This window comes from Erwinia rhapontici (assembly GCF_020683125.1).
Classification (GTDB): Bacteria; Pseudomonadota; Gammaproteobacteria; order Enterobacterales; family Enterobacteriaceae; genus Erwinia; species Erwinia rhapontici.
Genome location: NZ_CP085627.1, coordinates 2,091,497 through 2,117,736 on the forward strand (window position 1 = coordinate 2,091,497; position 26,240 = coordinate 2,117,736).

Sequence of the window (26,240 nt, forward strand, 5' to 3'; positions counted from 1 at the left end):
GCGATATCTGTTTTATTGTTTTCCTGCCGACCCTGAGTCAGGTCGGCAGGTCAGGAATGGTATAACATTGTTGCAACAACTGCATGTCTGAGTGCGTGATTAACCGTTAAGCGCGCATCAGAACATCATCACCATCCACGGATAGCCAATCAGCATCAGGGCGCAGAGGAAGAAGGCCCCGAAGATGGTACCCAGACGCCAGTAGTCTTTGGTTGGCAGGTAACCACTGCCGTAGTAAATCGGGCTTGGACCTGTACCGTAAGGTGTGATGATGCCCATCAGACCAAGTGAGGTACACATCATCAGGCAGAATACCGGCATATTGATGCCCGGAATCGAGGCGGCAATGGTCAGCATGGCCGGTAACAGCGCGGTGGTATGCGCAGTGGTACTGGCGAACAGGTAGTGCAGCAGGAAGAAGGCGATCATCAGTACCACGGCGGAGACCTGCGGGTCGTAGCCTTGCAGCAGCGTCCCACCTTCTTTACCCAACCAGGCGATAAAGCCAACGCGTGCCAGGCCATCTGCCAGTGCCACCAGGGTGGCGAACCAGGCAAAGGTGTTCCAGGCCGGTTTGTTACTGGTAATGTCATTCCAGTTGAGTACGCCAGTCCACAGCATCAGCACGACGACCAGCAGGGCAGCCATAGCCGGTTCAATCCAGGCGGTGGCGAAGATCCACATCAGCAGGGCAGAGACCACAAACACCAGCAGCAGGATTTCGTTACGGGTCAGTTTGCCCAGTTTTTCCAGCTCACTGATGGCCCAGCGCGGCACTTCATCGTTGAACTTCACTTCCGGCGGATAGAGCCAGTAAGCCAGCAGCGGCATGGTCAACAGCAGTAACAGACCTAACGGCAGGAAGGCCAGGAACCACATTCCCCAGGAGATATCAAAGCCCACCACACTTTTCACCAGCGCCAGGGCCAGCAGGTTAGGGGCCAGCGCCGACAGGAACATCGAACTGGTGATACAGGCGGCGGTGATCGCTACCCACATCAGGTACGAACCAATCTTACGGGCGCTGGGGTCGTTAGGTTTTGAACCATACAGCGGCGGCAGGTTGGCAATAATCGGGTAGATTGTGCCCCCGCTGCGTGCGGTATTGGACGGGGTGAACGGGGCCAGCAGCAGGTCAGCGAAGGTAATGGCATAACCGAGGGTCAGACTGCGACGCCCCAGGTATTTCACCAGAATCAGCGCCAGGCGGCGGCCGAACTGTGTTTTGTCATAACCCGCGGCGAACATAAAGGCGCCAAAGATCAGCCACACCGTAGAGTTACCGAATCCGCTGACGGCCCATTTAAATGCCTGAGCGGCCGTTTTGAATTTCGGGTCGGCCAGTTCTGCCGGGCTGAACAGCACCCACTGACTGAACAGCGCGATGACCACCACGCCGGTAAGGCCGATCACCGCACCAGGCAGGGGTTCAAAAATCAACCCAACAATCACCCCCACAAAGATAGCGAAGAAGTACCATGCATGAGGTTCCAGCCCCTGAGGTACCGGCACCAGTAGCAGTAACACCGCAACCAGTACAGGCAGGAACAACATAAGCAGGCGTTTTTTTTGCTCCGCAGCGGCAGGAGGTGCCTTTGCGGTTTCACTGACCATAGATGTCTGTTTCATAGTTTTAGTCTGCAAGTTAATAAGAATTCGTTAAGTGTCCCGGTAGGTTATAACTGATTTTTTTACTTTCTTTTCTATTTATTTAGTTTTTCTACCGTGAATCTTGAAGTCGTTTTCGTCTTTTCCCAATGAAAAAGCATCTATTTATTGGGTTGATATAAATATAATGCGACATCCTTAAATATAGACTTTGATCTGGATCAATAAAAATTGCAGCACCCTTTTATTTTTAACAACTGGCTATCATTTATTAAGCGTTGTTTTCATTTAAGAGGCTTAATCTTCATCTTAGTGTACATTTTATTTCCAGTAAAGTCAGATTTGTTTTGGTAAGAATATGATTTTATTGATTATAATTTTTCTGTAAACGATAGGTTGATTTTTTGTGTTCATTAGTTAACAATTAATAAAACTATTTGTAGCATTTCGGGTAAATAAAAAGTATTCGTTTATTTAAAAGTTAAATAATTAAAGTTATCGATTATATAGCTAAAGAAATTGTTATATTAGCATCATGACGTCGGGCTATTAATATAAATAATAAAATAGCTGCCCGCTAAAGAATTCAAAACTTTTAATTTGGAGTACACCTAATGAATACGCTAACCCCTATTCTGAACCCGTTGACCCTGCCAAACGGGGCGGTTCTGAAGAACCGCCTGCTGATGGCACCGATGACCACCTGTACCGGTTTCTACGACGGCACCGTCACCAGTGAACTGGTTGAGTATTACCGCGATCGTGCCGGCAGCATAGGTACGGTGATTGTTGAGTGCTGCTTCATCGACCCGAAAGGCCCGGCCTTCCCGGGGGCCATTGCTATCGACAGCGATAACAAGATTTCGGGTCTGGCGAAAATTGCCAGCGCTATCAAGACCAAAGGGTCTAAAGCTATTCTGCAAATCTATCACGGCGGCCGTATGGTTGAGCCGGAACTGATTGGCGGACGTACGCCGGTCGCGCCAAGTGCTATAGCTGCACCGCGTGACGGTGCGACCACCCCGCAGGCGCTGACCGCCGAAGAAGTCGATGTGATGATCACCAAATTTGGTGATGCGGTTAACCGTGCAATTAAAGCCGGATTTGACGGCGTGGAAATCCACGGTGCCAACACCTATCTGATCCAGCAGTTCTATTCACCGAACTCCAACCAGCGTGATGACAAATGGGGCGGTAGCCGCGACAACCGCGCACGCTTCCCTCTGGAAGTGCTTGAAATAACGCATAAAATGGTGGAGCGCTTTGCGGATACGTCCTTCATCATTGGTTACCGCTTTTCACCGGAAGAAATTGAAGTCCCGGGCATCCGCTTTGATGACACGCTGTATCTGCTGGAAAAACTGGCTGCACGCGGTCTGGACTACGTGCACTTCTCTGTGGGGCAGCTGTTGCGCTCCTCGATTGTTGACCGCGAAGATCCGACGCCACTGATCACCAAATACCTGGCTGCACGTTCAGAAACCCTGGCAAAAGTGCCGGTGATTGGCGTGGGCGGCGTGATCAACAAAGCGGACGCTGAACAGGCGCTGGAATACGGTTTTGACCTGGTCGCGGTAGGTAAAGCCTGTATTGCTTACCCGGACTGGGCCGATCGCATTATTAAAAATGATCATCTTGAACTGTTTATCGACAGCACCCAGCGTGAAGTGCTGAACATTCCTGAACCGCTGTGGCGCTTCTCACTGGTTGACGCCATGATCCGCGACGTCAGCACCGGTGGCCGTAAATATAAAGCAGGGGTGTACCAGGAGAAAGTGGAAGCCGAAGCGCTGAAACTGAAAATCAGTGTCACCCTGGATACCGACCGTATTACCGATATTTCACTGGTGCCGGATGACACCCTTGACGTGGACTTCACCACCACCTTTGAGAGCCTGCGTACCCGTATGCTGGTGGCGAACAGCCCGCACGTGGATGCCGTGACGGGTGCCACTACACAGAGTGAGGCGCTGAAAAAAGCCGTCTCCCGTGCCATGGCCACCTCAAGCAAAGAGCATGTGATTGAAGAGGGGGGTAACCCGCAAGCCCCGCAGAACTACGATGTCGTCGTGGTCGGCAGCGGCGGTGGCGGCCTGGCAGCGGCCATTCAGGCCAGCGATGCGGGCGCGCATGTGGTGATCATCGAGAAAATGCCAACCATTGGCGGGAACACCATTAAAGCCTCGGTTGGGATGAACGCCGCGGAAACCCGCTTCCAGAAGCTGAAAGGCATCGAGGACAACAAAGAACTGTTCTATGAAGAAACGCTCAAAGGCGGCAAGTTTAAGAACAACCCGGAACTGCTGCGCGAGTTTGTTAACCTGGCACCCGAAGCTATTGAGTGGCTGGCGACTAACGGTATTGAGCTGAACGATATCACCATTACCGGCGGCATGAGCATTGACCGCACGCACCGTCCGGCTGACCGTTCTGCGGTCGGTGGCTTCCTGATTAGCGGCCTGGTGAAAAACATTAATCAGCGCGATATCGAAGTGCTGCTGGAAACCTCCGTGGCGGAAATTCTGCTGGAAAATGGCGCGGTGAGCGGCGTGAAAGTGGTCGATGAATATAACGACACCCGCATCCTGAATGCCAAAAGCGTGATTGTGGCGACCGGTGGCTTCAGCGCCAACCGTGAGATGGTGGTGAAATACCGTCCTGAGCTGGATGGCTTTGTCACCACTAACCACAAAGGGGCCACCGGTAGCGGCATCGCCATGCTGCAAAATATTGGTGCGGATACCGTCGATATGGGCGAAATCCAGATTCACCCGACCGTGGAACAAACCACCTCTTATCTGATTTCGGAAGCGATTCGCGGCGGCGGTGCCATTCTGGTCAGCCAGGCCGGCCAGCGCTTCTACAACGAAATGGAAACCCGCGACAAAGTCTCCGCCGAGATTATTGCGCTGCCAGAGAAGAGTGCGTGGATTATCTTTGATGACCAGGTGCGTGCGAATAACAAAGCCGCCGATGAGTACATCGCCAAAGGCTTTGTGATCAGTGCACCCACGCCGCACGAGCTGGCCGTAAAAATCAATATGGACCAGGAAACCCTGCAAACCACGCTGGGTCGCTACAACCAGTTCGTTGAACAGCAGAAGGATGAAGACTTCGGCCGTACCACCGCGCTGCGTCATCCGCTAAACAAGGGGCCGTACTTCGCTATCCGTATCGCTCCGGGCGTGCATCATACGATGGGCGGGGTGACCATTAATACCGATACTGCGGTGCTGGATGCGCAGAAACAGGTGATTAACGGCGCCTGGGCTGCGGGCGAAGTGGTCGGCGGTATTCACGGTGCTAACCGTATCGGCGGTAATGCGGTCGCCGATATTATCATCTTCGGGATTCTGGCAGGGCGTAACGCGGCGGCGTACGCGAAACGTTAAACCCCCGGGCCGGGCATGCCCGGCCCCTACCGGACGTCGTTGGGGCCGGATAATATACGGCCCGACAGAAAGCATCACATCGTAGGGGTAGGATAATATCCGGCCCGACAGAAAGCATCACATCGTAGGGGGAGGATAATATCCGACCCGACAGAAAGCATCACATCGTAGGGGTAGGATAATATCCGGCCCCGACAGAAAGCATCACATCGTAGGGGTAGGATAATATCCGGCCCGACAGAAAGCATCACATCGTAGGGGGAGGATAATATCCGGCCCCGACAGAAAGCATCACATCGTAGGGGTAGGATAATATCCGGCCCCGACAGAAAGCATCACATCGTAGGGGTAGGATAATATCCGGCCCCGACAGAAAGCATCACATCGTGGGGGTAGGATAATCCCCGGCCCCGACAGAAAGCATCACATCGTAGGGGAGGGGCATGCCCCTCCCATTGACTCCGGGCCGGGCATGCCCCCCGTTGACCAGAAGGAGAGCCAATGTCCGCAGGTTCCTACGCTTACTCCGCTGTTCTGATGGGATCGCCCATCCTCCTCAAACTGTTTGAACATGACGAGGCACTCGCAGGGCGGGTGTTTCGTCTGATCAAGCATCAGGAAAATCTGTTTACCGTTAACCGTGCACCCTCGGAAGTGATGGCGATCAATCACGCGGCGGGTCTGCATCCGGTCGTGGTCAGCGCGCCAGTCTACCAACTGATTAAACGCGCCAGCGAGGTCAGCACGCAGGCAGGAAGTAGTTTCAACTTCGCTATTGGTCCGCTGGTTAAACGCTGGAAGATTGGCTTTCAGGGGAATACGGTGCCGCCTGAGAGCGAGTTACAGGCGCTGCTGGCCCTGACTAATCCCCACCAGGTGATTCTCGACGATGCGGCACAGTCCGTGTTCCTGCAACAGGCAGGCATGGAGATCGACCTCGGTGCGATTGCGAAAGGTTACATTGCCGATGTGGTGCGTGATTATCTGCATCAACAGCAGGTCACGAACGCGTTGATCAATCTGGGGGGCAATGTGCAGACGCTGGGGCATCCGGCGCAGCAGGCATGGGGGATTGGCCTGAAAAAGCCTTTTTCCGGGCCTGATGCCCTGATTGGCGTCATCCACGTCACTCACCAGTCCGTGGTCACTTCCGGGGTGTATGAGCGGTATTTTGAGCTGGCAGGGCGTTGCTATCATCACATTCTTGACCCGCGTACCGGTTACCCGCTGGATAACGAGTTGCTGAGTGTGACGATTATTTCCGATGATTCCATCGACGGGGATATCTGGACCACATTGCTGTATGGACTTGGGGTAGAAAAAAGCCTCGTCTGCTTGCGAGAGATGCCGCAGATCGAGGCTATTTTTGTCACCCGGGACGGTCAGGTAATCTGTTCTTCACAGCATAAGTACCGCTTCACGCTACTGGACGACAGCTACCGGGTTACTGACAATACTGTTTAAGCAGGGCGGTATGCTCTGGCTGGAGGCGGTAACGATAAACCGGACGACCGGTGGCACCATAGTGGATGCTGGTGAACAGAATATTGCTGTGCGCCAGCCAGATGAGGTATTTACGGCAGGATACGCGCGAGATATTGACTGCCGCAGCGAGATCGTCCGTGGAAAATTCCTCATTCGGATGGGCGTCAATCCACAGGCACAGAGTGCGTAACGTCTGTGGCGTTAACCCCTTTGGCAGGCGTTTATTATCCTCAACTGCCGGATGATTACCGTGAATCAACTGATCGACATCCGCCTGTTCATAGAACTGATGATTATCCATCATGGTTTTTTTCTGTTTCCAGCCGGTCAGCGCTTCTTCAAAACGCGAGAACTGGAACGGCTTAATCAGATAGTCGACCACGCCATAATGCAGAGACTGTTTGATCGTAGCGGCATCGGCGGCGGAAGAGATCACAATCACATCCACCGGACGCTTTGCTTCGCGTAGCGCAGGCAGAAGATCCAGCCCGTTATCCTGCTGCATATACACATCCAGCAGGATCAGGTCGACCGCCAGTTCGCTGTTCAGCACCAGATCTTTCGCCTGCTGTAAGGTTGAGGCAACGGCGCAGCAGGCAAATCCTGGCAGTTGGGCGACATAGCAGCGGTTCAGTTCTGCGACCATCGCATCATCATCGACGACTAAAACATTGATCATGCGTTTTTACTCTCTCCATCCCAGGGCAGTTGTACAAAAAATTGCGTATAAACGCCAGGTTCGGACTCTACAATAATTTTCCCGCCAAGGCTTTCAGTTTGTTGTTTTACCAGAAACAGCCCGACGCCCCGTTCATCGCCTTTGGAAGAAAAACCCTTCTCAAAAATCGCCTCTAACTGGCTGGCCGCAATGCCGGGGCCGTCATCGCTGACTTCGCAGGCCATGAAACCCTTCTGGTAGTGCAGCAATACACTCACCTCGCCCTCAGCGCTGGGGCCAAGGGCATCCAGTGCATTATCAATCAGGTTACCCAGCACGGTGATCAGCGCGGCAACCTGCTGTTCGCTACCGCTGTCCGGCAGCATACAGTCATCGCTGATCAGCAGGTGGTTGCCTGTGTCCGAGGCGCGATTCATTTTACTTAACAGGAAACCGGCAATAACCGGTGACTTGATTTTTCCTAACAGAGAACCGATCTCTGTCTGATAATTATTAGCCGTTTTGAGAATATAATCCTCTACTTTGCCGTAACTTTTCATATGCAACAGACCGAGGATCACATGCAGTTTGTTCATAAATTCGTGGGAGCGTTCGCGCAGGGCATCCACATAGCTCACCATGCCATCCAGCCGCTGCATTAGCTGGCTGATTTCTGTTTTATCTCTGAAGGTACAAATGGCACCGATGATCACGCCGTTGCTGCGCACCGGCATGGTATTGCAGAGTAAGATGCGGCCTTTAAAATTGATCTCCTCATCGCGCAGTGGCACGCCGTTGTTCAGCACATCGCGCAGGTTGGATATCAGCGGGCCTGAGGCGGCCACCATTTCGCCGACGTCGATGTTCACCGCCTGCTGACGGTCGGTTTCACGCAGCAACTGCCGTGCGGCACGGTTAATCAGCGTCACCTGCATATGATCATCAACGGCGATCACCCCTTCTTTCATGGATTGCAGCATCGCCTGACGCTGTTCAAACAGTGTTGAAATCTCATACGGCTCCAGCCCGAACAGGATACGCTTCGCGGCCCTCACGAGCAGAAACGTGCCGATGGCACCGACCAGCATGCCGCACAGCGCGGCCCAGATGATATTCCAGCGGCTCTGGCTGATCTGTAAGGCCACTTCGCTTAACGAAATGCCGATAGCGACCACGCCAATCTGCTTATGCTGACTGTCGTAAACGGGGGTGAACAGCCGCAGTGCTTCCGCCAGCTTACCGTGGTTGATCGCCATGTTTTCGCGCCCTTGCAGGGCCGGAATAATGTCCTCACCGATGAAATGCTGGTTGATCAGTTCTGCTTTTGGGTGGGAATAACGAATGCCGTCCATATTGGTCACCACCACAAACAGCAGGTCGTTGCTTTCCTGCACAGCGCTGGCAATCGGCTGAATCACGCCGCTGTCAGGAGGAAGCAGCAGCGCGCGCTGGATCTCGGGAGAGTCCGCCAGGGTGCGTGCCACTGCCAGCGCCTTATCTTTGACGCTCTCCTGGGTCACATGGCTTATCTGGAAAAAATAGAACAGATGAACAATCAACAGCACCGTTGCAATCACGGCGCTGACCATCAGGCTGACGGACGTACTCAGTTTCATCGGACGCTTGCGCACAACAGGCGGCTGCAGCGGGTCGCTCATGGAGACTCCTGAAAGAAGGGAACCAGCGTTATTTCTGGCTAATATAGCGCGGGGCGCTATGAGGCATGATGATTTTACATCAGAAAATCAGCGGTCCGGGCGAGTTTTTCAGGTAGAGGAGGAGGGAGCAATAGCAGCAGGTAAAAAGCAGGCAGTAAAAAGCCCCGTGAGGGGCTGTAACGATTATTTCGGCAGCTCACTGAGCTCTTTAACGTCACCTTTATTAATCTGTTGTTCAGTGCCGTTAGCATCGGTGTAAGCAATCAGACCCGTTTTGGCGTCTTCTTTCGGTTTGCCGTCACTGATAATCGTTCTGCCATCGTTAGTATGAATGGCATAACTGCTGCGGGTGCAGCCAGACAGCGCGGTCACACAAAACAAAGCTGCGAGAGAAAGTGCCATGATCTTTTTCATCTGAACTCCTGTTATTTAGTTATCTAGTTCACTCATGTTTTTAATCTGCTCACGATTAATCTGTTCAGTCTTACCCGTTTCGGCATTCTTATAGGAGACCAGTCCGGTTTCATCATCGACCTGCGGTTTACCATCGGTGACGATCGTTTTACCGTCGGTGGTTTGAATGGACTGATTTGAAGCACAGCCAGCAAGCATGAACAGAGACGCTGCGATAAAGGTCGCTTTAAACAGTGTGACTTTCATTTGGGATTTCCTTATAGATATCTTTCTCATTCGAACGTTTTAATTATAGAAGGGTTTGGCGATTTTGCGCATTTACATTTAAAAATATGAGAAGAAACGGAATATTCTGAAAAGATTAAGTCAGGCTTGATTTTTATTGTTGTTATTGCCATTCAGTAGTTAGCGAAAGGGGTTGTGAATTTATCCTTCGTGAAAGTTAATAATAAATCGTTGAAAATCAATTTTTTAATCTTTTTTGTTATGGCGATGAGCATATTGTAGCGGGGTGTTTAGTGCAGCATGTGCATTATTTAAGGTGAAATGATAATATGTAAGTACATACAGCCAGACAAGGGGTGCATGTGCACGGTAATAATAAGGACTATCCAAAAGAAATTTATGCAGTTATTGGCAGGGCAGTCTCAGAACTGATTGCGGCCAACCAGCCTCTGGATAAAAAGAGCGTATTAATTATGCTCCAGGCTCACAGCACCAGAGCAAATGATGCCCACACTCAGGGCATCTATCGACAGGCATTTCGTTATCTGCTGGAAAGCTTCCATTGATAACCCTCATTAATAACAACGCAGTTACGCATCGTCAGGCGTCATGCCTACCACCACTTCCAGCACCTGACGATAGACATCCAGCTGGATTACATCGGTGGTGGTCTCCAGCTTCTCAATCAGTTTCAGGATCATGGCTTTATTGCTGACGTGCGTGCCCTCAGCGGAGAGCTCCTTAATCACAGCCCCCAGAACCTGCACTTCGTGTGAATACTTTTCACCGCCGCCCTGAAAGTAAGACAGGATTTCGGATTCAGGGGATATCTGCTGCATGTGCTCCATGCTGTTCGCCTTATCAATAAAGTTAAAGTGGAAACGCTCAGTGTTTTTTGGTGCCGTCAGCCGGGCCTTCACTGGTAAACAGGTGTGTGACATTGTCGCGATCGCGAATCTCTTGCGTATCGCTGTCACGAACAGGAGCCTGGTGATCCCGGACCTCCGCAATCGCCCGCCGGCAGGCGCGTTGCCGCGAGGTATCTTGCTCTGCGGCAGCCATCATTTGTAACTGGCGAACCAGGGCTGCACTGCTGATGGCGGCATCGGCTTTCAACAGAACCATCACCGCTTCACCCAAAATAATATCGGAGAGTAACTCTTCTTCGTCTTCGTTTCTGTACATACCAACTTCTCTGAATCAGTGATACGGGCATAGCGTACATGCCCGCAGGAACCTGCATCCCGTTAATGCCATGCCTGCTTAACGCTGGCGGCCAGGACGGTCAGATGGTCGGACTGAGTTGTAACCTAACGCGTACGTCAATGTCGTTAATCCGCAAACATACTGCTTTGAAACTCAGTCCCCGCGGCCAAACAACAGGCCGATCAGTTCTTGATAGTGCCGTTCCTGCTCCGGTCCTGATGCCAGTTCAAGGCGCGTCAGCAGCTTTGAACAAATAGCCTTCCGGTTAATTTGACGCCCTGAACGCAGGATCTCAACCACAATCTGGCCAAGCGTTTCCTGCTGAGAAGGCATCGTTACTTCGCTAAAATAACGGCTGATGTCATTTTCAATCTTCGGGTTGGAACCGTCCTGACGCATAACAATGTCCCTCAGTCGTAAATCAATATAGTCAAAATTTCCGCAATAAAGTTATACATCTATGATTAGTTTGTACAGAAATAGTGAATTTTCATTCGCTATTTGCTTGAGTAAAAAGTGCTAACACTTACATATCATAGAGTTATAAGTGGGTTTATGCAGAAATGATACATTTCTATATTGCAGGGAAAAGGGGGAATAGTCTGAATTTCAGGGTGGATCGCGAGGATCACCGTCATGACTGACGGTCACTACCGGGGGTGTATGACTTAAGACGTCTTGTTATTCGCTTAAAGGATAGCCGTGCGCTTCCATAAAATCAGATACGGCTTTTTCAGCAACAATAAGGACCTCTTCCAGTGATTGGTTTGCATCAATATCAACAATGTGGGCACCTTCGAAGGTCAGCAAAGGGGTAATGGCAATCTTTTTTGCCAGTGATTCAGCAAGATGGTCCGGTTTGCGAGCACAGGCGACATCCAAATCAACATTCAGCTTTATCACTAAGTCTGGTTTCTGTGTCGTCATCCAGTAAAACGCTTTACGTTCGAGAGTCGCCAGCCAGGAAACAAAGCGACTGCCGGGCGCATTAACCGGGAATACCGGGCCATCATAAGTTCCGGGGATTTGTACCTGGGGAAAACGGTCGGTTAATACCATCATTCCACGGCGACGAGATGCCAGCATATGCCGGAAACGCAACAAACGGCGCAGGACGAAACATATAATGACCAGGGACGGCAGCAAACCGGGAAGCGCTGTGGGGTTGACAGTATTATGGCGCTTAATCGACTTGCCCAGTGAATTCCCTAACAGAGGCAACTGGGTGAGTGCGCGGCCTACGTTTCCAGACTGTTTCCCAAGATGAATGTGTATTGCCGGGCCGTATTTTTTTACATAATGAATAAGATATTTACAGACAGTCGATTTTCCTGAACCATCACTGCCAATAACCGCAATCAGTGGGGGTAATGTGATTTTCATTCGATGACTCTTCTCCTTTATTTCTCCGTGAAAATACGCGTTTATTTCCAGCTCATCAAGTTTTCTTCATTTTAGAAAACACATGAAGTCACAAATGATATTTCTTATGGCACGCAGAGCAAATATTTTCGCAGATGAGATGACTTAATATTAATGCAACATTTATTAATATTGGGCTATTTGTGCGAAAACAGACAAATCGTTTAACTTATTCTACGCCATTGCGAGTTATTGCTATTATTGGGTGCGATGGTTCAGGTAAATCAACGTTGGCATCTCGTCTGGTCGCTTATCTCTCCCTATCAGAACCGACAGAGTTACTTTATCTCGGGCAGTCATCGGGGCGTATCGGGGAATGGATCAGCGGCCTTCCTCTGATTGGCGCGCCTTTAAGTCGTTACTTACGGGCAAAGGCCATCCAGGTGCATCAGCGTTCTTCCGCGCCACCGGGCGCGTTCACTGCGCTGGTGATCTATCTGCTTTCCTGTTGGCGGGCGTATAAATTCAAGCGAATGCTGGCCAGAAGTGAGCAAGGACGCGTGTTGGTGACGGATCGCTATCCTCAGGCAGAAGTCGCGGGTTTTCGTTTTGATGGTCCTCAGTTGGCTAAAACTGCGGGGGGAAACTGGTGGGTAAGCACACTCAGAAAACGTGAAAAAAAAATGTATCAATGGATGGCCTCCTATCCGCCCATGTTGTTAATCAGACTGAATATTGATGCAGATACGGCGCACTTACGTAAGCCCGATCACACATTGCAAGCGCTGCGCGAAAAGATTGAGGTCATCCCTCATCTTAATTTTAATGGTGCGGCTATCTGTGATTTAAATGCCCGTCATCCGAAAGATGACGTGTTTAGAGCATCGTTACGTGTGATTAATGCTTATATTCCACTATCGCACGATCAGGCCTGTGATTGAGATTATCATTGATGATAAGGCGGGAAAATAAAGTGAATGAACATAATCCCTCCCGTTCGCGTGTTATTCCTGGTCTTATCGCCGTGGTGGGATGTGACGGAACGGGAAAGTCGACACTGACTCTCGATTTGGTAAAGATGTTGAATCAATACCGCGTGACGGAACGCCGTTATTTGGGACTGGTATCCGGGGAAGATGGCGATAAAATTAAACGCGTGCCCTTTATTGGCATATGGCTTGAACGCTATCTGGCGACGCGCTCTTCAAAGAATCAAAACATGAGTACCCATTCCCCTGCTTTATGGGTTGCATTCATTATGTATTTATTCTCGTTACGTCGCAGGGCTAAATTGCGTCACGTTCTGCATCTGTCACAGCGCGGCGTATGGGTGATTAGCGACCGTTATCCGCAGGCCGAAATTTCAGGTTTTCACTATGATGGACCCGGCATTGGCGTGGAGCGCGTGACTGGCTGGTTTTTGACGCATTTAGCAAAACGCGAAAAACGGTTGTATCAGCAAATGGCGTTATATCGTCCTGCGTTAGTTATCCGTCTCGGCATTGATATCGATACCGCTTTTTCGCGCAAGCCGGATCATGATTACGATGAGCTAAGGGATAAGATCGCCGTCATGGAAAGGATTCATTACAACGATGCGACCATCGTTGAGCTGGACGCAAGAGCACCCTATAGCGACGTTCTGGATAAGGCATTGAATGCCGTATTGTCTGTCGCTGAGATCTCTTCGGCTAGAAAACCGATGCTGTGAATGTCGCGTTTTCTCTGGTTGAAATGGAATTTGGCAGGTGTTAACCGATGAAGCATGGGTTCTCAGATGGTGTTTTTCGTACGATTATTCGTAACGCCGCGTATTTAGGTTCCAGTCAGGTTGTCAGTGCCTTACTGGGACTACTGGCACTGTCTTGCGCGGGAAAAGGCCTGTCACCAGAGATGTTTGGGGTGCTTGTCGTCATTGAGTCCTATGCAAAAGCGATCAGCGATTTTGTAAAATTCCAGACGTGGCAATTGGTGGTGCAATATGGTACGCCGGCATTAGCCAGTAAGAACCTGGAAAAATTTCGTGATGTTATTTCCTTTTCTTTTGGATTAGATATCGCCAGCGGTGCCGTGGCCGTCATTGTGGGGATGTTACTGCTGCCATTACTTTCTCACTCATTGGGGCTTGATTCCGATAGTTTCTGGCTTGCCATGTTTTACTGCACGCTGATCCCCTCGCTGGTGGCAGCGACCCCGACGGGGATCTTGCGGGCCGTAAACCGTTTCGATCTGATTGCAATTCAGCAAGCCACACGGCCCTTTCTTCGTGCCGCGGGGAGTGTGATTTGTTACTTCGGTGATGTTGGTTTCGCGGGATTTATTATCACCTGGTATGCCTCCAATATGATCGGTGGTTCACTCTATTGGTGGTTTGCCTGGCGGGAGTTACGCCGCAGGGATATTCATCATGCATTACGACCAGGCTTATTTGGCACGGCACGTAAAATCAAAGGTGCATGGAATTTTGTGTGGATAACCAACATTGCTCACTCTGTTTGGGCTGCGCGGAATTCAGGTAGTGCGGTGTTAGTGGGGATTATGTTAGGACCTTCAGCGGCCGGGTTATTCAAGATTGCGATGACATTTTTTGCTGCTGCTGGATCGCCGGCTAAATTGCTGGAAAAAAGTTTTTATCCTGAAATTATGCGCCTGGACCCACGAACGAAAAGACCGTGGTTATTGGGCCTTAAGTCGGCTTGTTTAGCGGGGGGAGTTGGCATACTCGTTGCGCTGGTGGTGGTGGTGGTCGGTAAGCCGGTAATTTCTCTTTTATTCGGACAAAGCTACCTGATGGCATATGACTTAATCCGGGTGATGCTCTGCGCGATTATCGTTTCTATGATAGGTTTTCCCCAGGAGTCATTGCTATTTATGGCGGGAAAACAACGCGCGTTTTTAGTGGCTCAAACGGTAGCATCCGCTGCGTATATCATTCTCTTAATCGTATTTTCTCATTTATTCGGCGTGTCGGGTGCCGCGTTTGCCTATCTGGGCGGACAATGTCTGGACGTTATGTTGTCATTTATCCCTGTTTTATATACCTGGCGGCACCGCCATTTATTGATTTTTAGGGAACCAAAGGAGAGTCATCAATGACGAATGGATACGTAGGGAAGACATTTTCACCTGAAACCCTACAGCTGCTCTTTTCTGCAATCAATGAAGATGACCTTGTGGATGAAAATGTCAGTCTTCCCCAGCGGATCGATGTGCAATGCTCACAGGATAGCCTGCGTGAAAACTATGCTTTGTGCCTGCAGTATTGGGAAGAGGGAGTTGATCGTCATGAACTATTGCATTTAGTTCGTGAATTATTGAGGGGGGACACATTGTCTGATAATGCCAGGATGCAGTTTAAATACATTCGATCCCGCTATAAACATTTACGCTTCGCGCAGAGACTCTATAGTAAAAAACATCTATCCAGACTCTGGTTCAGTAAAACAACGGTCCTGCTCGGGAAACTTCAGGATGCATTTCGTAACAGTAATATAAGAGCGGTAAAATTTTATGCCGGAATACTGTGTTTTTATCTGAGTAAACCGATCTGGAACTGGGTTTACTTTTCCCTGCGTGATATGCCATTAGATTCGGCCAGTCATTTTATTGCCTACCGGAAAAAACAGATAAGAAAACTACAGGTTTTAATCGCTAAAACCGCGCTGACAGGGCGAGAGTTTCACGTTGTGCGTAAAATTGTCAGCCAGCAGGTATCTTATTATGACACGTTAAGATCTATCGACCCGGGCAATCAGGATTTCCATCAGATCTCACGCTTCTTAGCCGCTATTAATGGGGTGATGGGCGATAAGCATGATGAAATGGTCGCTGATAATTTGTCAGGGAGAAGACGCTACGACGAACTCGCTCAGCTGGATATTCATCTGCGCCAGCGTCTGGAGCTACTGCTCGCACGGTATCCATTATAAGAAGACAGTGCTCAGAGAGCGCTGAACAGGAACAGGCGCAAAAAAGGAAGCGCGATGAGATTATGCAGACTGATGTCTATGGCACTGCTGTTGTGGCCGTTGGCAGGATCGGCACATAACTTTATTATCGGTGAGCGGGTTGCTCCGATAGTTATCAGGGATCGGGGAGAGCTGTTATTGAATGACAATCGCTTACGTTATCAACCCTGGCAGAGTTCAGAGCTGGCAGGGAAAGTCCGTGTCGTTCAGTATATTGCCGGGCGTACTTCGGCGAAGAAGAAGAATTCATTGCTGATTAGTGCGATCAAGAATGCGAATTTCCCTGCCGATCGTTTTCAGCCGACAACCCTTGTTAACACCGACGACGAGATCCCGGGCACCCAATTTTTCGTGCGGAAAAAAATCGAGAAAAATAAAAAACGCTACCCCTGGGCGCAATTTATTATCGACAGCCACGGTATTGGCCGCAAATCTTGGCAACTTGAGGAAGAGAGTTCAACCATTTTAGTGCTGGATAATGCCGGACGTATTCAGTGGGCGAAAGAGGGGGCTTTGACGCCGGAGGAAGTCTGTCAGGTGCTCAAAAACGTGCTGAATCTGCTGGATGAGAAACCTCGTAACGCGGACTCACCAAAATAAAGTGTCTGTCCTGGTTAAGATTGCCCGTCAGGTTATCTGAGCCAGTGAATGTGGGATTTTCATCATCTATGGACGTGATCGAGCGTTATATTGTGACTCAGACCCAACGGTTAGTGCTGACCCTTGTCGGTTTTCTGATAGTTATCTTTGCCAGTTATTCAGCTCAGCGCTATCTGACCGAAGCCGCTAATGGCACATTATCGCTGGGGGTCGTGCTCGATATTGTCTTTTATAAAGTGCTTATTTCACTCGAAATGCTGATCCCGGTGGGGCTCTATGTTGCCGTTGGGGTCGCTCTGGGCCAACTCTACAATGACTCAGAGATCACCGCGATGCACGCTGCGGGGGCCAGCCCGATACGGATTTATAAAGCCGTGCTATGGCTTGCCATTCCTTTCGGAATAGGGGTCATGCTTCTCTCGTTGTACGCCAGACCCTGGGCTTACGGAGAGATTTATCAGTTAGAACAGCGCTCGCAGTCTGAAATGAACGTGAATCATCTGATAGCCAATAAATTTAATGTGAATGACGATGGGCGGATGGTGGTCGCTTCAACGGTTGACGCGGCGAACAACGTATTAACCGATGCGCTGATTTATACCTCATCCGATAACAAGAGCCATATATACCGGGCAAGGAAGGTCACAGTGCTGGGTACGCTGTCTTCATCGCCCTCTGTCCTGCTGCACACAGGAACGTCTTATGTGCTGGATCATCGGGGATGGGGGGACCAGGAAATGCGTTATCAGGATCAGCATCTGCACCTTAAAGCGATCCAGCCAACGACATTGATGAAGCGTAAGTCGGCATCAATCACGACATTATCGCGCTCGACCGCTCCGGCTGATATCGCCGAACGACAATGGCGAGAAAGCCGTGGGCTCAATACGATATTGATGACGTTATTGGCGATTTCGTTAAGCCGTATCAAGCCACGGCAGGGGCGTTTTACCACATTACTGCCCTTAACCCTCGTATTTACCCTTATTTTTTATGGCGGCAATCTGTGCCGCACACTGGTAGCCAATAGCGCCTTTCCTGTTATTCCGGGCGTCTGGTTTTTGTCCTTACTGATGCTGGCTGGCGTCGTGATACTGATGGCGCGTGACTTTTCGTTATGGCAAAAATTTTTGCGATGACACTCTTCAGCCGTTATTTACTGCGTCATGTCTTCACCGGATTTGCGGCTGCAGCAGGATTGCTCATTCCGCTTTTTACTACGTTTAACCTGATTAGTGAGCTGGATGATGTCACACCGGGTGGATACCACTGGACTCAGGCCATTTTGGTGGTGTTGATGACTCTGCCCAGAAGCCTGATTGATATGGGGCCATTTATTGCGCTGCTCGGTGGGATCGTAGGATTAGGACTGCTTTCTAAAAACCTGGAGTTAACGGCGATGCGAACGGTGGGTTTTTCCATCTTTAACATCGCCATGGCAATGGTGTGTGCCGGATTGATTTTAACCCTGGCTCTCAGCACAGTTGATGAATGGGGGGCCTCGCCCTTACAGCAACGCGCAATTCAACTGAAAAGCAGCGCTATTTCCCTGGAGGCGAATAGCGATAATACCCAAAACAGGCTGTGGGCCAGGCGCAATGATGAGTTTGCTACGGTAAAAAACCTGGATAAACATCATCAACCGCTGGGCGTTGAAATATTTTCCTACCAGAAAGATCTCTCGCTGCAATCCTACATTTATGCCGAACACGCCACCATTCTGGATAATGGAATATGGATTCTGCATGATGTTTATCAAAAGAAATGGCGGAACGGAAAAGAAGAGGTTAGCAGGCTGGATACGCTGCCCTGGGCCTCTCTTTTTTCTCATATCAGCCTGACTGAACTGACTATGCCCGCTAACAGCTTCTCCATCAGACAGCTCTGTCGTTATATTCGCTACCTGCAAGATACGCATCAGCCCAGTCAGGAATTTGCTATTGCCCTGTGGCAGAAACTGGGAAGGCCTATTTTAACGCTTGCCATGATTTTACTGGCGATCCCCTTCACCTTTAGCCTCCCTCGCTCGCCAGGCTTGGGAAGCCGTTTAGCCACCGGTGTTATTGTGGGGCTACTGGCCTGGATCACCGATCAAATCATCATCAACTTAGGGATATTACTCTCACTGAATGCACCGCTAACGACAGTGGCACCGCCTGTATTACTGTTGATCCTCGCCCTGTTGCTGGTATATCGCTTTGATCAACGGCATTAGCCGCAGGGCAAGGGCGTACTAGCGCTTTAGATCGGCGAATGCCTGAATGATGGTATCGATTTGTGCTTTACTGTGGGCCGCGCTGACACTGCAGCGCAGTAGCGTTTGACCCGCAGGAGTGGCGGGGGGTAATACCAGGTTGACATAGACATGCTTTTCTATCAGATCGCGCCAGAAACGCAGACCTTCTTCTTTCGACTCCATCACCACCGGGACCACCGGGCTGATGTTGGGGCCAAGCGTGTAACCCCGTTTTTTCAGTCCCTGATAGAGCCGACGCGCATTATCCCAGAGTGTTTCACGCAGCTCCGGATGCTGTGAAATGGTCCTTAAAGAGGAGCGAACAGAGGCTATCGTGGAGGGCGAGGGGGAGGCGGTGAAGATGTAAGGGCGACTGCTGTAGCGCAGTGCCTCCATGGCCAGCGGACCGACGGCAAAGCCACCAACGGAAGCCAGACTTTTGCTGAATGTGCCGGTAATGATATCAACATCCTGCTCAACGCCGAGTGCTTCAGCCAGACCCCGGCCCGTGTGACCCATCACGCCAAAGGAGTGCGCTTCATCGACGATCAGATACCCCCCAAGACGGCGTTTAACATCAGCAATGTCAACCAACGGAGCCACATCACCCAACATGCTGTAAATGCCTTCAACAATAATGATGGCTTCGCGCGCGCGCGCGCCAAGACGCAGCATGCGGCGTTCCAGATCCCGGGCATCATTGTGACGGAACCGAATGATGTCCGCGCCTCCCAGGGTGCACGCATCATAGATGCTGGCGTGGCAGTCTGCATCCAGTAACACAACGGCATCGTGATCGGCAAGGGTGCTGATAACACCTAAATTAGCGGTATAACCAGTAGAGAAGACAATGGCCGTCGGCCGGTTAAAAAAAGTGGCCAAATCGTGTTCTAAAGCCAGATGCATTCCGTAACTCCCATTCGCCATACGTGAGCCGGTGGTGCCTGTTCCCTGAGCGGCTAATGCTGCCTGACCGCTCGCGATCGCCTGAGGATTAAATGTCAGGCCCAGATAGTTATTGGTCCCCGCCAGAATAATCTTTTGATGGCCAATGCGTCCTTCCGTCGCTGAATAGATTTCATCAATACAGGTGCCGAAAGGACATAACCCGGATGCCTGGACGTGTTCCCGATAGTTTATATTGGGTGCAAATTTGTCATAAAGGCCCATACGTTTTCTCCAGGTGAGGAAGTAAAGCATCCCGCAGCTGTTCGGGTGTTCTGACATCCAGCAAAATATTTATCGGAATGGGAATATCAAATCTGTCTTCTAACATCATTAACAGATCCATGACCTTGATGGACTCCAGGCCCAGTTCATCAATGAGATTGCTGTCAGGATGTATCTCCACGTCACTGGCGACCATATTCTGCAAACATTGAATAATATAATTCATTACAGCATCATGATTTATCATAGAAATTTAAATTCCTTCTTATCTGATGATTAAAAGAGTCCTTCACGCAGGGCATGAATCAAACTTATCATCGGGCTCCAGTGAATATGTCGGGACAAACTGAGATGACTTGCAGACCAATCCGGATGGGTTAATTCATGAATTTTGCTGCGCGTCAGCATCGGTTCTTTTCCAGAAAGTCTGCTCGACACCTGGCTGATATCAGCCATAAGGTTGAGCACAGGGAAAGGAACTGTGATTAAGCGCACTCTTCCATTACGCACGTTCTCACCAATCTGTTGTAATCGCTGCCAGCTATAGGAATTACCATCACAGAGCTCATAGGGAAGAGTCGGCTGTGGTTCGGCGACTAGCCATTGCCCAACGGCCTCTGCTAAATCGCTGACATGGATGAAAGACAGCCGGGCATCTGATACTCCCATCCGGGGAAGTACGCCACGCAAAAGCCAGGTGAACAGCGGTTTGAGTTCTTTGTCGCCGGGGCCGTACACCGCCGTTGGGCGAAATATTCCGAGGGTCATATCCGCCGCGCGGGCAGTTAACTGCTGTTCTGCAACATATTTGGAATGGGCATACCATGACAAACCAGGGTGGCGGGCAGCCAGAGAAGACATAAATAAGAAACGCTTAATGTGGCCACTTTTTTTAGCCGCCTGTAGCAGTTGCAGACTGCCGGTGACATTACAGTGAGTAAAGATCGCTTCTTTGTGCCCACGAACCTGGCCCGCACAATGCACCACGCTCTCAGCACCGTAAACTAATTCAGAGAGCGCATCGGGGTTATCCAGATCGCCTGTTATCCACGTCAGATTGTTCACTGATGTTTTATCAGCTTTGCTGCGGGTGAGCGCCCGCACGGCAAAACCCCGCGCCAGCAAATTCTCAGCAATATGCCTGCCGATAAAGCCTGTCATGCCGGTGAGGGCGATCGTAACGGGCATGGCGGTCAACCTGCCAGCTTTGCATGCGTGTTGATGGCGTCATTCCGCGCGTTAAGATAGCGTTTCTTCGCCTCCGCACGGGCCGGTTTACCTGAAGAGGTGCGCGGGAGACTATGCGGTGGCAGCAGTTCAATCCCGACAGTAACGCCAAATTCGCTGTGAATATGCGATGTTAACGTATGGATGATTTGCGCCCGACGCTCTTCGGAACTGACCCTGCACTGGATTTGCAAAATGATCCGGGCATTCTGATCGTGAGCGGTAACGAAGGCTATTGCATCACCGGAATGAATTTCTGGCTCCAGCTCGGCAATATATTCAATATCCTGAGGCCATATATTACGGCCCCGGATAATCATCAGATCTTTCTTCCGCCCGGTGACAAACAGGCAACCATTGAGCAAATAGCCTAAATCACCCGTATCCATCCATCCTTTAGACTGGATCTCCTGTTGCGATGTGGCATCCTGAAAGTAGCCGCTCATTAAACTGGGGCCTGAAATAAAAATATTTCCGACTTCACGCTCAGATAACGGAATGCCCGTGTCGCTACGAATCTCGATGCGGTGATGCGGCAGGGCTTTGCCACAATTAACAAAGGCCGAGGTTGATTGAGTGTGCGGGCCTGGTGGCACTGCTTTATTCTGATATTCAAGAATGCTACGGTCAACCTTGTCAATCAGCAGGCCTGAGTTCTCTTCCACGAAGCAGACTGCCAGTGTATTTTCCGCCAATCCATAACAAGGCATAAAAGCCTTGCTATTAAAATTAACTTGACTGAAGTGTTGAGCAAACAGAGTCAGTTGCTCAGCGGAAATAGGTTCAGCGCCGACACCCGCGATACGCCAACTGGCGAGGTCAATTCCGGCTAATTCTTTATCATTACATCGGCGTAAGCACAAGTCATAGCCGAAGGGGGGCGCGACAGAAATACTGCAACGATTTTTCGTGATTAATTTTAACCACTGCATCGGACGCATGGCGAAGTCCCGAGTGCGTAAATAATCGACGGATAGCTGGGTTGCTACTGGCGTCAACAGGAAGCCCACCAGCCCCATATCGTGATAAAACGGTAGCCAGGAAATACAACGGTCGCCCACCCGTGCGTTGATACCGTGACGGCTTATCACCTGCAGATTAGACATAGCCGCGCGGTGGGTAATCATCACACCACGTGGAAAGCGCGTACTGCCCGATGTGTACTGGAGATAGGCAATATCATTGGGTGATGGCAGGGGTAATTCGACCTCTTTCTCCGGCAACTCCTGAAAGTCAGTATTGCTAAGAATATGAATGGTCATCGCATCCGTGCAGGCCGGGCTAATCAGGGGCAACCACTCTTCATTACTGATAATAGCAACAGGCTGACAGTTGATTAATAGCGCGTGGAGTTTCGTAATATAAGAATGACGCTGACCCATTCCCGTTGGGACCGCCAGCGGTACGGCAACCAGCCCTGCATACTGGCAGGCAAAGAAAGCTTCGACAAAGCCTACCTCCGTCTCAGCAATCAGTGCCACGCGGTCGCCCCGATTAAGATTGAGTGATAACAGGCGTCGCGCTCCTGCAATAGCACGCTGTTTTAGTGAACGATATTCCAGTACAGCTAAGAGCTGATTTCGTCGGTCGTAAAAATTCATTCCGGTATTTCCCTGGGCTGCGTAATTTAATGCTTCCACCAGACTGGGGAAATCAGCATGGCGCAGGGGAAGAGAATGGATTGAACTAGTTTCAGACAGATATAATGGATCCATAGATTAACAATCACCCTAAAAGAGTAGCCGCGAAAAATATTGTTTTTTGTAAAAATCAATATATGTATTCATGCGCTAGTGATTTTGAATTAAATTTTGTGTTGAATTGTAATTTCAGTATCTATTAGCATTGAAAGCCTCGATTTTTATTAAGATGTCGATTTTGTCATGTGGTTAGTTGCAGCTATTTTGATGGGCTCCCCCCGGGAGGGGTAATGTTCTCATGTCATTGCTCAGCCGTTATTATGACGACAAGCTTCGATGAAGTGTATGCTTTGTTTAATGTTGACGGTGGGAAGCGCATTAACAGGTAAAAATAGCAATATCTCTTCAAGTGATAATTTTTCATGCCTTAATTAAATTTAAATGCGCGGGTAAATAGCAGTGAAACGCAAGTTTAATGATTTTTTTTCAGGTTACTATTGTTTCTTTTATAGTAAAGCTTAAGGGTTTTATGATTTGCATCGAAAAAGTGAAGAATAAGGATGAACGTAAGGTATTCATCACTTTCCCCTCGTTACTCTATCGTGATGATCCTCACTGGATAGCCCCCTTATATAGTGAACGCGCAGAGCATCTTTCTAAGAAAAACCCCGCAGCAGAACATATTGAATGGCAGGCGTGGGTGGCTAAGAAAGAGGGCAGAGTGGTTGGGCGTATCACCGCGCAGGTCGATACCTTACATCGCGAGCGTTATGGGGCTGACACCGGGCATTTTGGCATGATTGAGGCCATTGACGATCCTGGGGTGTTTAGCGCGCTGTTTAGCGCGGCAGAGAGGTGGCTGAAGTCGAAGGGCGCACGGAAAATCACCGGGCCTTTTGGACTGAATATTAATCAGGAGAGTGGGTTGCTTATCGAGGGTTTTGATACACCGCCTTCGACCATGATGCCGCACGGTAAGCCTTATTATGCGAAGGCGCTGGAGCAGCAGGGTTACGCGAAAGGCATAGACTTAACGGCCTGGTGGATGCGCCGTACCGATCTGCACTTTTCCCCGTCATTAACCCGCCTGATGGACCAGGTGCGCAAAAAGGTCACCATCCGCCGTCTCAACCGTAGTCAGTTTGGTGAAGAGATGCAGATCATGCGGCAGATCTTTAACTCCGGCTGGCAAAACAACTGGGGCTTTGTTCCTTTTACGCAGCATGAGTTTGCCGTGATGGGCGACCAGCTTAAGTTTTTGGTCCCTGACGACCTGATCTACATCGCTGAAATCGATGCCAGGCCCTGCGCTTTTATTGTCGGCTTGCCCAATGTTAATGAGGCCATCGCGGATTTAAACGGACGCTTATTGCCATTTGGTTGGGCAAAATTGTTATGGCGCCTGAAAGTGAGCGGCGTTCGCACCGCGCGCGTGCCGTTGATGGGAGTGCGCCAGGAGTATCAGTTTAGCCGGACAGGACCGGTGATTGCGCTGCTGCTGATTGAGGCGTTACGCGATCCTTTTGCCAGGCGCAGGATCGAGGCATTAGAGATGTCGTGGATTCTGGAAACTAACCGTAGTATGTGTTCGATGCTGGAGCGGGTAGGTGCGGTGCCGTATAAGCGTTATCGGCTGTATGAGAAGGTGTTGAGTGATGTGTAGAGGAGAAGCGATAAGAACGGGTCTCATCCCCGCACAGAGGGGGGGCCTGGGCTTCTAAAATCGCCGTGACCGATCGCTTTACAGGGGGGGCTCTTAGACCCGGGTAGTGAGCTCAGAGTCAACGTTCTTCAGGCTGGGGTTGTCATTGATAAGCGTGAGGCTGGTCAACATTACGTAGATTAAACGCTACAGTTACAGATGATACAGGCGATGTGTCATGCGGGTTGATTAAAGCTTGCGGGTTCATTGGCCGATAAACACGGAGTCGCTATACTTTTCTTGAGTTGCGTCATCGATGATTTTTCGAACCTCTCTGGGGGTTAAATGGCACCATTGAGAATGTTGCTTAACAGGCTGCAGCGATTGCCAGCGTGAGTGACTGAGATTCTCGTTACCAGACTCCCTTCCGAAACACCTTTTGGGTTTTAGACGCAGTATTAAATGTTTTCAGCATCATCAGCAAATAACGGAACCACCAGCATGAACATCGCGATCAAACCTACACTCTCCGCCGTTTGGTCCACGGATGCACAAGGCATCTGTATTGCCAGTCAGGAAAGTCCTGCAGGCATGATGCCCGTTCTTAAAGGCATAACGCTAAGTGAATGGCTCCGGTTCGCGCAGGCTGATGAGGATGGCAAGATTGCGCTGCAACTGACCGCAGCATTAGAAGGTATGACACCTTTTCATATCGAAGTGCCGATAAACTGTCTGGATGGGACGATGCGACATGTGATTGTTTCAGGCCTGCCGGGCGCTTCACGTCTGCAGTACAGCGGTTTCGTTCTGGATATTACCGGACAGCGTAAAGCGCTTGAGGACGCGCTGCGTACGGCGGCAGAATACCGTCTGTTGATTGAAAACAGCACGGATCTGATCGCTCATTGTGATGCGGATGGCCGATATGTTTCGATCTCGCCCTCCTACAGCGAAATGATTGGCTGGTCAGCCGATGAAATGGTAGGCCAGCGGGTGGTGGACTTCCTGCATCCTGACGACCGCGCACCTGCAACAGATACCTTGGTAAACATCTTCAACGGTGGCGAACAGCCGGACGTCGTCGAGGTGCGCAAACTCCATCGCAATGGTCACTACATTGCGCTGGGTACTAAGGCCTGCGGCGTCAGCGATCCTTCCACTGGCAAAAACATCGGGGCAGTGCTGGTTTCGCGCGATATCACTCGTGATAAAGAAAAGATGCTGATGCTGGAGCAACAGGCATCGCGCGATCCGTTAACCGGATTGCCCAACAGAGCCTGGATTAACGACAAGGTGCGCTGCATGCTTGAGCAGGTTGAAGACCTGTCATACACCACTGTGCTGTTTATCGATCTGAATGGGTTCAAGGCAGTCAATGATTCGATGGGGCACGCGGCAGGGGATACGTTGCTGCAGCAGGTAAGTGAAAGGCTACAGGGTTGCATGCGCCCGGGCGACTCGGTAGCACGCATGGGAGGAGATGAGTTCGTGGTAACCGCCAGATGCGGCGATCGTGAGGCGGCGTCCGCCATTGCCCAGCGTATTATTGACGGACTGAAAACGCCATTTACTGTCAATAATGTGGAAGTCAAAATCGGGGCTGCTATTGGAATCAGCCTCGCACGTTTCGGGACGACATCGGCCAGGGTGTTATTTGAAAATGCGGATTTAGCGATGTACCAGGCGAAAGCACGACGTGATGACTCCTATCAGTTTTTCGAACCTGGCTGAGTTATTCTCTGAGACGCC

25 protein-coding genes are annotated in these 26,240 nt (G+C 50.3%); 12 read left to right on the top strand and 13 right to left on the bottom strand.

Annotation, left to right across the window (positions count from 1 at the left end; translation table 11 throughout):
• Positions 1–117: 117 nt before the first annotated feature.
• The gene (locus LJN55_RS09870; protein WP_227536162.1) at positions 118–1,629 is read right to left on the bottom strand and encodes a DASS family sodium-coupled anion symporter; all 1,512 of its coding nucleotides are present in this window, start codon (positions 1,627–1,629) and stop codon (positions 118–120) included.
• 593 nt (positions 1,630–2,222) lie between these two features.
• Here LJN55_RS09870 and LJN55_RS09875 point away from each other — a divergent pair.
• Together LJN55_RS09875 and LJN55_RS09880 are read left to right on the top strand one after the other, a co-directional pair.
• Positions 2,223–5,000 carry a flavocytochrome c gene (locus tag LJN55_RS09875; protein WP_227536163.1) on the top strand — a complete coding sequence of 926 codons (2,778 nt, stop codon included), beginning with the start codon at positions 2,223–2,225 and terminating at the stop codon, positions 4,998–5,000.
• 501 nt (positions 5,001–5,501) lie between these two features.
• Positions 5,502–6,464 (top strand): FAD:protein FMN transferase, encoded by a 963-nt coding sequence (locus LJN55_RS09880; protein ID WP_227536164.1) that lies wholly within the window; start codon positions 5,502–5,504, stop codon positions 6,462–6,464.
• On the opposite strand, the gene dcuR is transcribed toward LJN55_RS09880, so the two are convergent.
• From dcuR to LJN55_RS09900, 4 genes are all read right to left on the bottom strand, one after another.
• On the bottom strand, positions 6,445–7,164 hold the full coding sequence (gene dcuR, locus LJN55_RS09885) for a two-component system response regulator DcuR (protein WP_133843399.1): 720 nt from the start codon (positions 7,162–7,164) through the stop codon (positions 6,445–6,447). The two genes, LJN55_RS09880 and dcuR, sit on opposite strands and share 20 nt — an antisense overlap.
• Positions 7,161–8,801, bottom strand: coding sequence for a sensor histidine kinase (locus LJN55_RS09890; protein ID WP_227536165.1), 1,641 nt, complete (start codon positions 8,799–8,801; stop codon positions 7,161–7,163). The genes dcuR and LJN55_RS09890 overlap by 4 nt, the downstream gene beginning before the upstream one ends.
• A gap of 183 nt (positions 8,802–8,984) precedes the next feature.
• Positions 8,985–9,215 (bottom strand): YgdI/YgdR family lipoprotein, encoded by a 231-nt coding sequence (locus tag LJN55_RS09895; RefSeq protein ID WP_133843402.1) that lies wholly within the window; start codon positions 9,213–9,215, stop codon positions 8,985–8,987.
• Positions 9,216–9,230: 15 nt separating this feature from the next.
• On the bottom strand, positions 9,231–9,461 hold the full coding sequence (locus LJN55_RS09900) for a YgdI/YgdR family lipoprotein (RefSeq protein WP_133843404.1): 231 nt from the start codon (positions 9,459–9,461) through the stop codon (positions 9,231–9,233).
• A gap of 341 nt (positions 9,462–9,802) precedes the next feature.
• Between LJN55_RS09900 and LJN55_RS09905 the strand changes: the two genes are divergently transcribed.
• A complete protein-coding gene (locus tag LJN55_RS09905; RefSeq protein WP_212816041.1) occupies positions 9,803–10,006 on the top strand; it encodes a hypothetical protein in 204 nt (67 codons plus the stop codon).
• Between the two features lie 24 nt (positions 10,007–10,030).
• Here the strand turns inward: LJN55_RS09905 and LJN55_RS09910 are convergent, their stop codons facing one another.
• The 4 genes from LJN55_RS09910 to LJN55_RS09925 form a co-directional block, all read right to left on the bottom strand.
• Positions 10,031–10,279, bottom strand: a complete 249-nt coding sequence (locus LJN55_RS09910) for a biofilm/acid-resistance regulator YmgB/AriR (RefSeq protein WP_167864566.1) — start codon at positions 10,277–10,279, stop codon at positions 10,031–10,033.
• Positions 10,280–10,325: 46 nt separating this feature from the next.
• Positions 10,326–10,625 (bottom strand): hypothetical protein, encoded by a 300-nt coding sequence (locus LJN55_RS09915; RefSeq protein ID WP_133843409.1) that lies wholly within the window; start codon positions 10,623–10,625, stop codon positions 10,326–10,328.
• 174 nt (positions 10,626–10,799) lie between these two features.
• Positions 10,800–11,045 (bottom strand): regulatory protein YcgZ, encoded by a 246-nt coding sequence (gene ycgZ / locus LJN55_RS09920; RefSeq protein WP_133843411.1) that lies wholly within the window; start codon positions 11,043–11,045, stop codon positions 10,800–10,802.
• Positions 11,046–11,327: 282 nt separating this feature from the next.
• On the bottom strand, positions 11,328–12,029 hold the full coding sequence (locus LJN55_RS09925; protein WP_227536166.1) for a dTMP kinase: 702 nt from the start codon (positions 12,027–12,029) through the stop codon (positions 11,328–11,330).
• Positions 12,030–12,211: 182 nt separating this feature from the next.
• Between LJN55_RS09925 and LJN55_RS09930 the strand changes: the two genes are divergently transcribed.
• From LJN55_RS09930 to lptG, 7 genes are all read left to right on the top strand, one after another.
• Complete coding sequence (locus LJN55_RS09930) at positions 12,212–12,949, top strand: nucleoside/nucleotide kinase family protein (protein WP_227536167.1); 738 nt, start codon at positions 12,212–12,214, stop codon at positions 12,947–12,949.
• Positions 12,950–12,960: 11 nt separating this feature from the next.
• Complete coding sequence (locus LJN55_RS09935; protein WP_407647808.1) at positions 12,961–13,719, top strand: nucleoside/nucleotide kinase family protein; 759 nt, start codon at positions 12,961–12,963, stop codon at positions 13,717–13,719.
• Between the two features lie 47 nt (positions 13,720–13,766).
• Positions 13,767–15,104 carry a lipopolysaccharide biosynthesis protein gene (locus tag LJN55_RS09940; protein WP_227536169.1) on the top strand — a complete coding sequence of 446 codons (1,338 nt, stop codon included), beginning with the start codon at positions 13,767–13,769 and terminating at the stop codon, positions 15,102–15,104.
• A complete protein-coding gene (locus LJN55_RS09945) occupies positions 15,101–15,937 on the top strand; it encodes a hypothetical protein (protein WP_227536170.1) in 837 nt (278 codons plus the stop codon). The genes LJN55_RS09940 and LJN55_RS09945 overlap by 4 nt, the downstream gene beginning before the upstream one ends.
• Before the next feature lie 54 nt (positions 15,938–15,991).
• Complete coding sequence (locus LJN55_RS09950) at positions 15,992–16,576, top strand: YtfJ family protein (RefSeq protein ID WP_227536171.1); 585 nt, start codon at positions 15,992–15,994, stop codon at positions 16,574–16,576.
• A 68-nt stretch (positions 16,577–16,644) separates the two neighbouring features.
• On the top strand, positions 16,645–17,715 hold the full coding sequence (gene lptF / locus LJN55_RS09955) for an LPS export ABC transporter permease LptF (RefSeq protein ID WP_133843440.1): 1,071 nt from the start codon (positions 16,645–16,647) through the stop codon (positions 17,713–17,715).
• A complete protein-coding gene (lptG, locus tag LJN55_RS09960) occupies positions 17,712–18,791 on the top strand; it encodes an LPS export ABC transporter permease LptG (protein WP_212814445.1) in 1,080 nt (359 codons plus the stop codon). Before lptF ends, lptG begins: the two co-directional genes overlap by 4 nt.
• Positions 18,792–18,809: 18 nt before the next feature.
• On the opposite strand, the gene spt is transcribed toward lptG, so the two are convergent.
• The 4 genes from spt to LJN55_RS09980 are packed head-to-tail and all read right to left on the bottom strand — an operon-like array spanning position 18,810 to position 22,924.
• Positions 18,810–19,982 carry a serine palmitoyltransferase gene (spt, locus tag LJN55_RS09965; RefSeq protein ID WP_227536172.1) on the bottom strand — a complete coding sequence of 391 codons (1,173 nt, stop codon included), beginning with the start codon at positions 19,980–19,982 and terminating at the stop codon, positions 18,810–18,812.
• Positions 19,969–20,229 carry an acyl carrier protein gene (locus LJN55_RS09970; protein WP_133843445.1) on the bottom strand — a complete coding sequence of 87 codons (261 nt, stop codon included), beginning with the start codon at positions 20,227–20,229 and terminating at the stop codon, positions 19,969–19,971. The genes spt and LJN55_RS09970 overlap by 14 nt, the downstream gene beginning before the upstream one ends.
• A gap of 29 nt (positions 20,230–20,258) precedes the next feature.
• On the bottom strand, positions 20,259–21,170 hold the full coding sequence (locus LJN55_RS09975; protein WP_212816050.1) for an NAD-dependent epimerase/dehydratase family protein: 912 nt from the start codon (positions 21,168–21,170) through the stop codon (positions 20,259–20,261).
• A gap of 5 nt (positions 21,171–21,175) precedes the next feature.
• Positions 21,176–22,924 carry a fatty acyl-AMP ligase gene (locus tag LJN55_RS09980; protein WP_227536173.1) on the bottom strand — a complete coding sequence of 583 codons (1,749 nt, stop codon included), beginning with the start codon at positions 22,922–22,924 and terminating at the stop codon, positions 21,176–21,178.
• 454 nt (positions 22,925–23,378) lie between these two features.
• Here LJN55_RS09980 and LJN55_RS09985 point away from each other — a divergent pair, with 454 nt between their 5' ends.
• Positions 23,379–24,512 carry a GNAT family N-acetyltransferase gene (locus LJN55_RS09985; protein WP_227536174.1) on the top strand — a complete coding sequence of 378 codons (1,134 nt, stop codon included), beginning with the start codon at positions 23,379–23,381 and terminating at the stop codon, positions 24,510–24,512.
• 480 nt (positions 24,513–24,992) lie between these two features.
• The gene (locus tag LJN55_RS09990) at positions 24,993–26,222 is read left to right on the top strand and encodes a sensor domain-containing diguanylate cyclase (protein ID WP_227536175.1); all 1,230 of its coding nucleotides are present in this window, start codon (positions 24,993–24,995) and stop codon (positions 26,220–26,222) included.
• Positions 26,223–26,240: the final 18 nt, after the last annotated feature.